Annotated in this window: 11 protein-coding genes; 2 read left to right on the forward strand and 9 right to left on the reverse strand. The window is 68.0% G+C overall.

Translation table 11 applies throughout. The features are described 5' to 3' along the window. Positions 1 to 274 precede the first annotated feature (274 nt). The 9 genes from ABT092_RS27800 to ABT092_RS27840 form a co-directional block, all read right to left on the reverse strand. A complete protein-coding gene (locus ABT092_RS27800; protein WP_351248650.1) occupies positions 275 to 1,750 on the reverse strand; it encodes an SAVED domain-containing protein in 1,476 nt (491 codons plus the stop codon). Continuing rightward, complete coding sequence (locus tag ABT092_RS27805) at positions 1,747 to 2,670, reverse strand: AAA family ATPase (protein ID WP_351248652.1); 924 nt, start codon at positions 2,668 to 2,670, stop codon at positions 1,747 to 1,749. Before ABT092_RS27805 ends, ABT092_RS27800 begins: the two co-directional genes overlap by 4 nt. 19 nt (positions 2,671 to 2,689) lie before the next feature. Further along, positions 2,690 to 3,199: an HORMA-1 domain-containing protein gene (locus tag ABT092_RS27810; RefSeq protein WP_351248654.1), complete on the reverse strand. Its 510-nt coding sequence runs from the start codon at positions 3,197 to 3,199 to the stop codon at positions 2,690 to 2,692. 2 nt (positions 3,200 to 3,201) lie between these two features. Then, a complete protein-coding gene (locus ABT092_RS27815) occupies positions 3,202 to 4,233 on the reverse strand; it encodes a CBASS oligonucleotide cyclase (RefSeq protein WP_351248656.1) in 1,032 nt (343 codons plus the stop codon). 301 nt (positions 4,234 to 4,534) lie between these two features. Further along, entirely contained in the window at positions 4,535 to 4,744 is a 210-nt protein-coding gene (locus tag ABT092_RS27820; RefSeq protein WP_351248658.1) for a hypothetical protein, read from the reverse strand. Then, a complete protein-coding gene (locus tag ABT092_RS27825) occupies positions 4,741 to 5,694 on the reverse strand; it encodes a hypothetical protein (protein ID WP_351248660.1) in 954 nt (317 codons plus the stop codon). The genes ABT092_RS27820 and ABT092_RS27825 overlap by 4 nt, the downstream gene beginning before the upstream one ends. Before the next feature lie 365 nt (positions 5,695 to 6,059). Continuing rightward, the gene (locus ABT092_RS27830) at positions 6,060 to 6,212 is read right to left on the reverse strand and encodes a hypothetical protein (RefSeq protein ID WP_351248662.1); all 153 of its coding nucleotides are present in this window, start codon (positions 6,210 to 6,212) and stop codon (positions 6,060 to 6,062) included. Positions 6,213 to 6,565: 353 nt separating this feature from the next. Next, on the reverse strand, positions 6,566 to 7,462 hold the full coding sequence (locus tag ABT092_RS27835; protein ID WP_351248664.1) for an AbiTii domain-containing protein: 897 nt from the start codon (positions 7,460 to 7,462) through the stop codon (positions 6,566 to 6,568). Between the two features lie 482 nt (positions 7,463 to 7,944). Further along, positions 7,945 to 8,895 (reverse strand): replication-relaxation family protein, encoded by a 951-nt coding sequence (locus ABT092_RS27840; protein ID WP_351248666.1) that lies wholly within the window; start codon positions 8,893 to 8,895, stop codon positions 7,945 to 7,947. A 647-nt stretch (positions 8,896 to 9,542) separates the two neighbouring features. On the opposite strand from ABT092_RS27840, the gene ABT092_RS27845 reads away from it, so the two are divergent. Together ABT092_RS27845 and ABT092_RS27850 are read left to right on the forward strand one after the other, a co-directional pair. Next, positions 9,543 to 10,094, forward strand: a complete 552-nt coding sequence (locus ABT092_RS27845; protein ID WP_351248668.1) for a hypothetical protein — start codon at positions 9,543 to 9,545, stop codon at positions 10,092 to 10,094. Positions 10,095 to 10,479: 385 nt separating this feature from the next. Next, entirely contained in the window at positions 10,480 to 11,220 is a 741-nt protein-coding gene (locus tag ABT092_RS27850; RefSeq protein WP_351248670.1) for a dienelactone hydrolase family protein, read from the forward strand. The last annotated feature ends 206 nt before the right edge of the window (positions 11,221 to 11,426 follow it).

Genomic DNA, 11,426 nt, shown 5'->3' on the forward strand with positions numbered 1-11,426 from the left:
CCGAGCAGAGGTCCCTCGAAGCGTTCCGTGCCTCCGTCTCCCACAGCGGCGCCACGTTCGCCCGCGCGGCCGACGGGGTCGATCGCAGAGAGACGGAGCAAAGTGCCAGGCGGACCAGGCTGGCATTGCAGCGCCGCCGCCACATGCGTCCTGCATCCCGATGACCGTCTGAAACCCGGTGCGGGTCGGTGCCTCGCAGGGAGGTCTGGTGAGAGGCGGCCCCCTGTGCCGGTCTCGCGTGGCCCGGGGCCGGGTCTCGGGTTGGCGGTGGTGTTCATGCCTGGATGAAGAAGGCCGGTTCGTACACCTGTGCCGTGCTGACGTCTTCGTACACCACGGTGGGGCGCAGCCGGTTCCAGCGGTGGCCGAGGAGGAGGGCAAGCCCCATGGGGCAGGCAAGGAAGAGGTGGATCCGGGGGGTGGTGCGGGCGGGGCGGCGCAGGGCGTTGCGGATGCCGACGGCGAGGGCATTGGCTGCGGGGCTGTCGAGGACGGAGCGGTCCTTGGGGCCGGCGGGTGGTGTGACGATGAGGAGTCTGGACGCGGGGATGTTCTGTCCTTCGACGTATTCGAGGACGTCCTGGGTGAAGTCCTCGGCCTTGACCGTGACGTTGATGCCGACGGCGAGGTCTTCGCCCTGGCCGATGTCGTACTCCTCGACGACGGGGGCGCATTCGGCGTCGTAGGTGTCGCGGGTGGACCACAGGTCTCCGCGTTGGAGGACAGCGAGGTCGGCTCCGGTGACCATCCGGAAGGCCGTGCCGGTCAGGAACGCGGGGGCGAGGCGGAGGCTTCCCGACACGGAGATGTCGGTGCGGCCGGGCAGTCGGGTGGGGGCCGCCTCGATGTCGGCCTGGAGCTGTGCCCAGGTGGCGGGGGCGAGCGGGCGGCGTTTGGTGTATTCGGAGTCGGTTTCGAACCGGTCGATCCAGTTGATGGTGTGGTCGGCTTCGGCAGCGAGCGGGTCGGACTTGAGCGTGGAGATCGACAGGATTGCGTGGGCGGGTCCCGTCTTGAGGTCGAGACTGTCGACGGCTGCCTTGACCATGTCGAGGGTCAGGGTGCGGTGGCCGTCGCGGACCTGCTGGGCGACCCAGTTGGCGCCTTCGTCGACCGCGCGGCTGTCGTTGCGCAGACCGCAGACGGCCATCAGGAGCTGCAACTGCCCGTTTACGTGGGCCAGTTCCCGGGACAGGTCGAAGCGCAGACAGGAGAGGAGCTCGTGAAGCTCGGTCTCGCTCAGGCCGGCGTTCTGGGCCCAGCGGGTTCGTGCCTGGCCGGTCTTCGACCGTGCGGTGCCGTCGGCGGCCTTGGGCAGCAGCAGCTGGGTGCGGGCGTCCCGTACGGCGATGAGGGCGTCGTTGGGGTCCGGGGCCCGGTTGGTGACGATCGCGAGGTCGGCGTCGATGCCGTCGGCGGTGAGGGCTCGCCAGGTTTTGGCGATCTTCTTCAGGATCGACGGGCCGCCCGTGGGGCTGGGTTTGGTGAGGTAGTCCTCGTTGACGGGTGTGGCGCTGCTGACGGTGTACTTGACCTGGGTGTAGGTGTGGGGCGGGGTGCGGCGCCGCAGGACGACGTCGTCGAGGTTGCCTGCGTCGTCGGCTTCGACGCCGACGGAGATGACGGGGTTGGCGGTGTGGATGGCGTTCTCGCGCAGGAGGGTGAGGCATCCGGTCCAGGCGATGAGCCACTGGTAGTGGTCGCCGGTGATCCTGACGCTGGTGGGGCTCGGCGCCGGGAGGGGTTTCATCTGTTGTCCTCAGTGAACACGGGGCTGGGCTGGGTCAGTTCTGCGAGGGCGAGGAGGTCCTCATCGGTGACGGGGCGGTCGGGAAACGCGTTGAGGACGGCGGCGGGGATAAGCCGCTGAGTGAGGTCGGAGTATGTGTATCCGGGCCGGTCGGTGCCAGGGCCGGTGATGGTGACGAGCTTGTCGAGGGTTTCGGCGTGGATGCCCGTGCCGTTGAGGGCGGCGGCAAGTACGGTGCGGCGCTGCTGCTCGTCGGGCCGGGTGAAGGTGAACGTGGCGGCGGCCCGGCGCATGAGGGCGGGGTCGAGTGCGCCGACGCGGTTGGTGCACAGGACGACGATGACAGGGACCTTGGTGCCCACGAGACTGTCGATGCCGGCAAGGAAGGCATCCACGCCGGCGCGGTCCTCATGGTGCATCTGTTGGGCTTCGCGGGACTGGACGAGGGCGTCGGCCTCGTCAACGACGAAGACCATGGCCGAGTTGATACCTCGAGGTCCAGTGGCACGGCGGCCGGCGGTGTGGAGGTGAGAGAAGGCGTCGCCGATCAAGGAGGTCATCTCACCGACGAGGCCGCTGCCGCGGGTGGCGAGTTTGAGGCGGTAGAGGAAGACGGGCAGGTTCAGCTGGTCCGCGAGGTCGCACCCGAAGGATTCGGCGAGTGCTGACTTGCCGGAGCCCACGTCGCCGGCAAACACGAACAGCGGCGCCCGGTCGGTGAACAGATCAAGGGCAGCAACGCGGCCCTGGTGGAAGGACTCGGCCCACACCTGCAGGCGGGTGGGGTCCGCCAGCAGGAGCGCCTCTTTACGCAGGCGCAACTTCACGTCATCCAGGCCGACCAGGCGGTCGTAGCGGGCGCGACGGGTGTGGTCGGGGAGTTCGATGACGGGGTGGAACAGATCGTCCTGGCTGGTCATGGTTGCTCTTCCTGCTGGGCTAGTAGGCGAGGTAGATGTCGCGGGAGACACCGGCGCCGTTGCGGGCGTAGCCGTTTCCCGTAGTGGTGGTGCCGGACAGGGCCGTGGGGGCATCGGCGGTCGTGCGTGAGAACGGCAGATTGGCCTTGACGGCGTCCTTCTCGCCAGCGGTCAGGGCGGTGTATGCGGTGCTGTAGGTGAGGTAGCTGTAGAAGGTGTAGCCGGTGAGTTCGGCGGCGCGGGGCAGGGTTCCGGGGCGGCTGTCGGTGAGCTGTCCGCCGGTGGTCGCCTTGTAGCGCAGGCGCAGCTTCCAGGTGTGGGTGGTGCTGTCGCGGAAGCCGTAGTCCACGGTGTCGAGGTAGCCGTCGCGCAGGAGGAGGGCAACCTCTTCCACGTAGTTGTCGATGGTGTCCAGGGCGGGCGTGCCGTAGTAGTTGTTGAGCAGGCGTAGGTCGGCGCCGATCTTGGCGCCGACGTAGCGGGCGTCGGTGATGGTGAACGACGAAGATCGGGTGTACGAGCCGGTCATGGTCATGCTCCCTGGAAGGTGGGGCCGAACAGCTCGCGCCAGGCGTCGTTCGCGTCACCCTTCGTGGGAGCGCAGGCCGCCCAGACAATGGCTTCCAGAGCGGTGTTGGCGTGGTCGACCAGGCGCAGCCGGTCCGCTTCGAGGTAGGTGCTGGCGACGTTGTTGTCGGGGTTGACGGGGTCCCACACCTGGATGGGTTCGTGGGAGGGGGCAGCCTGGTCGGCTGCGTAGTAGTCGGTGAAGACGACGGGGGTCTGCAGGCCAGTTCGGACGATGTAGGCCAAGACCTGCTCGATGGCCCGGGGGTAGTCGTCGACCTGGAGCTTTTCGCCGTTCCAGCCGGTCTCCCACAGGTGAGCGACCAGCAACTCGAGGAGGAAGCTCTTGCACCGCAGGTCCGGGTCGTGGAGCTTGCTCTGGCGGATCCACCCCTTCAGCAGGCGGATCAGCTCGGCGTAGCCGGGGCCGGCGGCCTTGCGTCGCTTCTCGATGAACTTGAGGTGTTGGGTGACGGAGATGAGGACGCGGGTTCCCTGCCGGGTCACCAGGTATCCCTTGTCGTCGGGTTCTCCGGTGTAGAGCACAGGTGCGACGTCGATTTTCAGGCCGGAGGCGCGCAGGGTGATGCCGACGGCGTGCTGGGAGATCTTGAAGTCGTCGGCAACCTTCGTGTCGCCGTAGACCTCGATGCAGCGCTCGCGCAGCCAGTCCAGGAGGGTGGCTTCGTCCATGGCGGAGTCGGCGGTGCGGAGGTAGGCGGCGACGTCGGCGTCGGAGCCGCCGCCACGGCGTTGGATGGCCGTGAACTTGGCGGTGCTGCCGGACGCGCGGAGCTTGACGAGGTCGAAGGCGGGGTGCGCGGCGATGTGGCCTTCCAGGCGCTGGCGGAGATGGTTGACCTGACGGCGGCGTTCCGCGGCCTCTGGCCCGGGCACGTTGATCTTGTTCTCGGCGAAGACCTTCAGGATCTTGTGATCGACATGCCGTTCTCCGGCCATGGTGTCCTCCTTTACGCGGACTTCCCGCGGTTCCATCAGTACCACCCGGGTCTGACAATGCCGTTGGCGTGTGTGGGGGTTGGTGATTGTTCGCGATGCTCTTGGGCCGGGTCGCGGGGGCGTGGGGGGTGTTGAACTGCGGATCTACGGTTGTCGGCGCCATTGGTGAACTCGTCGTTGTCGTGGGCGGGGTTGTGGGTGCCAGCTGGGCGCCTGGTGTCGGGCACGGCCGCCTTGGGGCACCCTGGCCAGTCCCCGCATAGGAGGACCGGGCCGAAGACGACGGCGCCGGCCTGGCAGCCGGCGGCTCGCACATGGGAGCCGCCGGCCATCGGGTCTACTTCAACAGCACGGCTCGCAGGACGCTCGGTGCATCAGCGGGGTCGACCAGCACGAGCGCGATGGCACCGAGGGTGAGCGCGGGCAGGGTGCGAGCAGCCGTCGCGAGGACGGCGGGAATGTCAACTGCGGCCGCACGGTGGAGGGCGTAGCCGGAGAGCGCCGCCAGAGCCACCAAAGCAATCAGGGCCATGAGCAGCGGGGTCATGCTCGCGATCCGATCTCAGCGGCAAGGCGCTTCACCTTGCGTCGGACCTTCTCGCCATAGTTCCCCGGGGCGGAAGCGCCGGCTAGCGCGGCGGCCTCGGCCCATGTAGATACCCCCGGATTGCCCAGTGCCAGTACGACGGCACGGTACTGCGGGGTGAGCTGATTGAGGATGCCTTGCAGCCGTGGGTCGTCAAAGTCGTCCACTGACGACGGAAGCTCCGGGCCGGGCTCGTCGGCCAGCAGGTCGTGGAGCGTCGCCCCTTCGGCGAGAGGAGTGTCGAGCAGGAGCAGCCGCTTCTTGCCGATCTTTCGGTCCCAGATGGGGGTGTGTTGCCGGTGAACTGTGCTGGCGTCCTTCTTCAGGAGCGTCAGTGCATCGGGCGGCAGTCGGCCCTCACGGAACAAAGCGCTGGCCCAGTCGCCGAGCAGGGCGGTTGATACCGACTCGCGCCACCCGCTCCACCGACCCAGGACCTCAGAGGTGAAACCGTCCACGTAGGTGTGGTCCCCGCTCAGGGCGGCTTGTCGAGCGTTCAGAGCACGGACGATTGGGGGCACCTCCCACCCCATGTCCAGGAACCCCCGCTCGACGGACTCGCCGGTCGGCTCATTGGTAGGCACTGCCACGAAGTCGTCAGGGCTGGAGAGCAAGTTGTGGAGGCCAGCCAGGACCTCGTCTGACTCCGGCCGCGGGGGTCCGAAGGAGTGGGTGGCTACCGTCCCGTCCTCATGGACGCCGACCACCCCTCCCTCGATATTCCAGTGCACCGGAATCACGGCCTTCACCCCCTCCGGAGGCATGCACGTAAGTCCCTTGGTGGCGGCATTGACCAGCGTGACGTCGATCTCCGGAAGATTGCACAGTGGTCTGGAGTCGTTGTCCCTCGTCTCCACCGGAAGGACGCGGCGCGCGCGGATGGTGCGAGTGGGATCAACAGTGCTCGTCACAGGTACTCCTCGCAGAACAGTGGAACAGCCTTCTCCTTTCAGGCCCGCCGGGACCCTGATCCGACAAGAAAGCCCCAGAAAAGCACTGTGACGTCCGTCACTCAGCAGTGTCCATTTCATAGCCAGTCGACTGCGGCGCGGGGAAGCACGAAGAACCCCCGACGACTCGTTTGGTGCGCCGTGGCGCCCAAGCAGACGCCGCTGTCGAGGAACTTCGCAGCGCGGGTGCGTCAGGTCCGTTCCTTCTTCCAGGCCCGGTCTCGCTCAGACCGCAGGCAGCTCGGCTCCCTGGGCAACGGGGTCGAAGATCCGGGCGACCATGGCCGGGGGCGCCCCATTCCCGGCGCTTGACCAGCACCTCGGCGTCATTGAGCCGCTTGCAGATTGGCCGGGCGTGAGCCCTCCACCTCGCGCCACTTCAGGATGAGGGTCTCGACGGCCTTCTCTTCGTCGCGGTCAGCGAGATCGCCGGCGGCGGCCTGCCGCCCGAAGCGTGGAGCGCTGTAGCCGACACCCACCGGCCCGCCCTGGTGGCGCAACCGTCACGGACGGCGATTGCAGATGAGGCAGCGGGCGAGAGAGACGAACACGTCGTGGACTTCAGTGCGGCGCCCCAAAGGGGTCGGTGAGGCTGAGGCCTCAAGATTCCGGTCGGATGCGATCCCCGTGCCCCTCCCGAACCCCTCCCCTCCTATGCGTGTATCAGTCGCTTTGAAGGCACGCCTCAAACTCTGACGTCTCCCAGGTCATGACCACATAGCGGCTTGCATCCCATGGAAGATCGCCTTCTCAATTGGTGAAGCACCACAGGTCAACGGCCTGATACCTAAGACGAATACTTCAATCAGAGCGAGACGACATAGTCGGTAAGTCAGGACTCGCTTCCCTCAGACATGCGCAGGGTCAGGATTTCCCCGAGGGCGATGTAAGTCTGGAGGAAGACGAAACGGGCTTCGTCGATGGGGACTTCGGCATGGGTGCCGGCGGAACACCGTTCGTAGAGATCGCCCAGTGTTCGGCGTAGCCGGTCCCGTCGATTCTTGGACGCGCCGCGGGCGTGGGTATGGGCTTGGAGCCGGTTCAATACCTGCTGAGGGCCGACCTTGAGGGTGACTTCGCCGATCGAGTATGGCTCGTCCCGAGGTGGGAAGACGTAGTCCGCACAGGAGTCGATCAGTCGGCGGCAGGTGGTGAGGGCCTGGCTGACGGACTCCGGGTCGCCGTCCCTCAGGCGGTCGGAGACCCGTTCGATCTTGTCGAGCGCGCTGCCGCTCGCCGCCGCCAACGATCCGTCAACCTTGCTCTGGGTGTCCGCGAACAAGCTCGCTTGGAGTTCGCTGAACAACAGCTCGTGGTAGATCTCGGAGACCATGTCGTAGACCGTCGCGATGACCTGCCGGCAGATTCCGGTGCTCGTGCTGAGCGCAACAGACAGGTTGAGGATTCGCGCGTCATGGTTGCGGGACGCGAGAAGAGCCATGTCACCCGAGTAGTTGCCGCCCCCCTGCATCGCCTCGATGGCCTGCTGGTGGGATTCGGCTTGGGCCTCCAGCTTCGCGATCGAAGTGGTGTGAAACTTCGTCTTCTCCGCGTCTCCCCAGCGGCCCGCACGTTCGATCCACTCCCGCACCGACCAGTTGTTCGGGTAGCCGTTGCGCTCGAAGCCAAGGAACTCCGTCAGCTCGGCGTGGCCGACCAGCCGGGCCAGTCGGCTCGCCTTCATGACGACCTCGGACGCCTTCAGGCGCTGGAGCTCGATGTCGGTCAAGAGTTCCTCAGTAACCCGGACCGCTTCTTCGTGTCGTCCCAATGTGCACCGCCCGCTCGTTCAACCTGCGCTTGACGCAGTCGTACCATGCGGGTCCGACACCCTACCCCCGCATTTCCCACCCCCGTAAGCAGCCCTACCAAGCGTGGGTAGCCGGACTGGAGGCGGAGGACGTCCTGGCGGTGGCGGAACGCTTCCCGTGGGCCGTGGCCGCGCCGGGCACCCGCCACTGGCCAGGCGGGTCGGACTTCCTGGACGCCGCGCTGAGCGCGGTGGGCGACGAGGAACGCGCCGGGTACACCGAGTGCTTGGAGGCGTTCGTGAAGGAGCACCGCGACCGCCTGGAGGAGCTGCTGCGCGCGTACGGGCCGGGCAGCATGCCTGCCTCGCACAGCCGGTACGCGCTGGTCGGTCAGCCGGAGACGCTGGTCGTCCTGGAGCGGATGGAGGCCCGTCGCCCGGCCGCCGGCGGCGTGCCCTGCTCAGCGGCGCAGGCCCGGGATCTTCCGGTCGTAGAGGTGGTGGCCGCCGCGCTGCCGCTCCCCCTGCCACAGGTGGCGGGTCAGCTCTTGCAGGCGCGGGACGGTGCGGTTGGGGTTCCGCTCGCCGATGTGGTTGAACACCAGCAGCACCGGCGGGTGCGGCGTATCCCCGTACGGGCCCTGGGGGGCGGTCCAGCGGGTGCGCCACATCGGGCGCTCCTTGCCGTCGGTGTCCTTCGCGGTGCGGCGGAAGAAGCGCGCGTACTTCTCCAGCTTCAGCGCGAGTTCTTCAGCGGTCTCGTGGCAGTTGTCGACCTCGATGAACAGCAGCGGCACGCCGTCCTGCGGGGCGGTGAGTACGAGGTCGGCCTGGGCGCCGCCCTTGCCGGGCGCGTTCCAGGTGCCGGTCGCCGGGAGCGGGACCTCGGTCCAGTACGAGGCGATGGTGCCGATGCCGTCCGGTCCGTCGACGGCGGCCTGGGCGGCGGCTTGGACGTGCGGTGGGTCGTCGGCGAGCTTGGCCATGTTCGGCTTCGGGCGCAGCAGTGCGATCACGGTCTCGTTGACGGCCATCGGGTGGGAGGCCCCGCTGGAGCCCGCGCCGCGCGCGGTGGAGCCCATCTCCGTCACCGGGCGTCGCAGCTCGTAGGAGGCGGCCTCCAGGCCCTTGAGGGTGAGGTTGCGCAGGGAGTCGCCGGTCTCGGTGGAGCCGCCGTTCTCGGACAGGCCGTGCTTGCGCATGTCGGAGAGCGCGCCGGTGTGCGAGGCGGTGCGGGCCTGCTTCTGCTTGGAGGGGGTCGGCTGGTCGGCGTGCCGGAAGGTCAGGTGCGGGGCGCCGATCCGCTGGATCTGATCGGCCGTGGCCACCTTCAGCGCTCCGAGCACGCGCAGCACGTCGCCGCGGTAGCTGTTCGTCGATCCCGCCGGGTTGGTCTTTCGCTTCCCCGTCATCAGCCCTGCTCCCTCTCCCTCGTTGCTCGCGACCGCCCGCCGCCGGCCGACCGCCGCCGCGGCTGCTGCCGCTGGCCGCGCCCGGCCTGGGAGGGCGTCCGGGCCCCCTGGGACCCGATGTTCTCCTCCGCTACAGACAACAAGAGGAGAGAAGAGGGTTGTGACGGTTGGTTCTTCGCGCCGATTATGCCTCTGACTAGGGCTTTTCCTCCGGGCGTGGGTGCCGGGCTCCAAAGGGGGTTCCCGAGGGGCCTTTGAAGTGGGCACCCAGGGAACCCCCTTGGGCCTGCCCGCCACGGGCCGGCCTTCCTGTGGGAGCAGTCCGAGCGGTGCCGCTGCCCTATCCTCAGGTGGGTGGTCGTCATCGTCACGTCTCCTTCGCGGCCCCGGCCGGGGCCGCCGGGGTGAAGGAGCAGCGTGCATCCGACCCCCTAGTCCGCGGTCTGACCGTGGCCGGTAGCGGACCCTGTCTAGGGGAAACGCGGCCGTGGTCGGGGCGGTAGCAGAGGTCGACAAGGGGGGTGTGGTCGGGGCCGGCCACCCCGGACGGCAGGGAGAAGTCTCTGGTCTCTGTCCACAGGGTGATCGCCCGAGGCTGCGGGGAGTCGTCGCGGTCAGCGCGGCGACACCCGTCTGAAGAGACCTCCATGCCGTACCTGATCCCGTCCCGGACCCCGCTGACGCCCGAGCAGGTGGAGCGCGGCTTCGACTACCTCCTGGCGCTGCAGATGGGTGGCGGCGCCGCTGTCGCCGGGCGGGCGGAAGCCGACCCGGAGCTGGCGTTCGTCCTGCTGCGGCTTGCCGAGGACATCGTCGGGCCCGCCACGGCCATGGACGGGGAGGCAGAGCTGTCCGCGGACTCCTTCGCGCTGGACGAGGTCGGGTGCGCGCTGCTGTCCGCGCTGCGGGACTGGGCGCGGGACTCCCCCACCACGGCGGCGCCGGGCATCGCCCGCAGCATCATCCGGTTCACCGTGAACGTCATCCCGGACCCCGACCAGCCGGACACCGCCGACATCCTGGAGGCGATGCGCGGTGAGCGCCTGGTGCTCGCGCACGCGATGCACTCCGCACCCGGTGCGCACCACTGTCCGCACCACCGCACCGGGTGGGAGCGCACCGGTGCGGTGGTGCGCGCACCGAGTCCATCCAGTGCGCACCGCGATGCGCACCACCGTCCACTCGGTGCGCTCCACTGAGCATTCGCCAACTTGAAGTCGCAGGTGAAAGGGCTGGTGTGACCGGTGCTCAGGGTGCTCACGCTGGTCATGGGCGGCTGTCGGTGCAGTAGATCGTCCGTCAGTAGTTGGTTGCCGCCGTTTCGGTGCTCGAATCGGTGGCGGACGTGCGCTTCCCGACCAGTGACAGGCATGACTCCGACGCCGTGGTGTTCGGCCACAGAGCCTCCGCAGAAAACCTGTTGGCGGAACCACGGCAGCCACTGCTACGTTTCCGGAGGCCGTGCAAGAGAGCGAGGAGGTGGTACCCGTGAACGTATCGACATGGGTGCTCCCCTCCGGGGCCACGGTCGGGCGATAGGTCGTCCGGGAGCGCCGTTCCATGGCATTCCCGAAAGGCGCGATCATGCAATTCACTTCTGAACAGCGTCTCGACCCCGCTGTACTTGAGCGCGAATTCACCCTCGGCGAGATCCCCGGCATCCTGTGGACGCCCGGATCCGCATCCACATCCGCACCGGCGCCTCTGATCCTGCTCAGCCCCCCTCCTCTCGGGCTGCGCAAGACCTACCCCCGGCTGGTGGCCCGGGCCCGGCAGGCCGCGGTAGACGGCTTCGCCACGGCCACCATCGAGCTCCCAGGAAGCGGCGACCGGCCCCGCCTGCCAGCCGCCGAGCAGGCCCTCGCCGACCTGCGCCGGGCAATGAAGACCGGCGAGCCGGTCAGCAACGAGATCATCGACGCCCTCATCCTCCCCCTTGTCGACAAGGCGGTCCCGGAATGGCAGGCCGCCCTGGACGCCCTCCTGTCGCTGCCCGAAATCGGCGGCCCGGTCGGGTACTCGGGGGGAGTGATCTCCATCGGGACCCGGCTGGCGGTGGCCGAGCCGCGTATCTCGGCCGCTGTTCTGTTCGCCGGGAGTTTCGTCCCCCGCGCCATGTTCGAGGAGGCCCGCCAGGTCACCATTCCTCTGCACGTCCTGCTGCAGTGGGACGACGAAGGGAACGACCGTCAGGCGGCCCTGGATCTGTTCGACGCCTTCGGCTCCAAGGAGAAGACGCTGCACGCCAATATGGGCGGGCATACCGGCGTCCCGCAGTTCGCGGGGGACGCCGCGGCCCAGTTCTTCACCCGGCATCTGAAGTGACGCCGGGCCGTCAGGCCATCAGCAGTCGGTAGCCGTGTTGGCCAGGATGCTGCTCATCTAGGGACAGATCCGGGCCCTCCTCGGCTCTCTACACCACGGGCCCCTGCCAGACCTTGGGTTCAAGGGGTCGTCGCAACACCACTTGGTTTCAGGTGGTGAGTAGATCATGTAGACGCTCGGCTGGGGTATCCCAGCCGAGCGTCTTG

The sequence above is a fragment of the Streptomyces sp. NPDC002490 genome, assembly GCF_040296045.1.
In the GTDB taxonomy this organism is placed as follows: Bacteria; Actinomycetota; Actinomycetes; order Streptomycetales; family Streptomycetaceae; genus Streptomyces.

Excerpts from the sequence above, each read along its gene's own strand:
- ABT092_RS27805 (WP_351248652.1), bottom strand. The coding sequence starts at position 2,670 with ATGACCAGCCAGGACGATCTGTTCCACCCCGTCATCGAACTCCCCGAC.
- ABT092_RS27810 (WP_351248654.1), bottom strand. The coding sequence starts at position 3,199 with ATGACCGGCTCGTACACCCGATCTTCGTCGTTCACCATCACCGACGCC.
- ABT092_RS27845 (WP_351248668.1), top strand. The coding sequence starts at position 9,543 with ATGCCGTACCTGATCCCGTCCCGGACCCCGCTGACGCCCGAGCAGGTG.
- ABT092_RS27840 (WP_351248666.1), bottom strand. The coding sequence starts at position 8,895 with ATGACGGGGAAGCGAAAGACCAACCCGGCGGGATCGACGAACAGCTAC.
- ABT092_RS27815 (WP_351248656.1), bottom strand. The coding sequence starts at position 4,233 with ATGGAACCGCGGGAAGTCCGCGTAAAGGAGGACACCATGGCCGGAGAA.
- ABT092_RS27800 (WP_351248650.1), bottom strand. The coding sequence starts at position 1,750 with ATGAAACCCCTCCCGGCGCCGAGCCCCACCAGCGTCAGGATCACCGGC.
- ABT092_RS27850 (WP_351248670.1), top strand. The coding sequence starts at position 10,480 with ATGCAATTCACTTCTGAACAGCGTCTCGACCCCGCTGTACTTGAGCGC.
- ABT092_RS27820 (WP_351248658.1), bottom strand. The coding sequence starts at position 4,744 with ATGACCCCGCTGCTCATGGCCCTGATTGCTTTGGTGGCTCTGGCGGCG.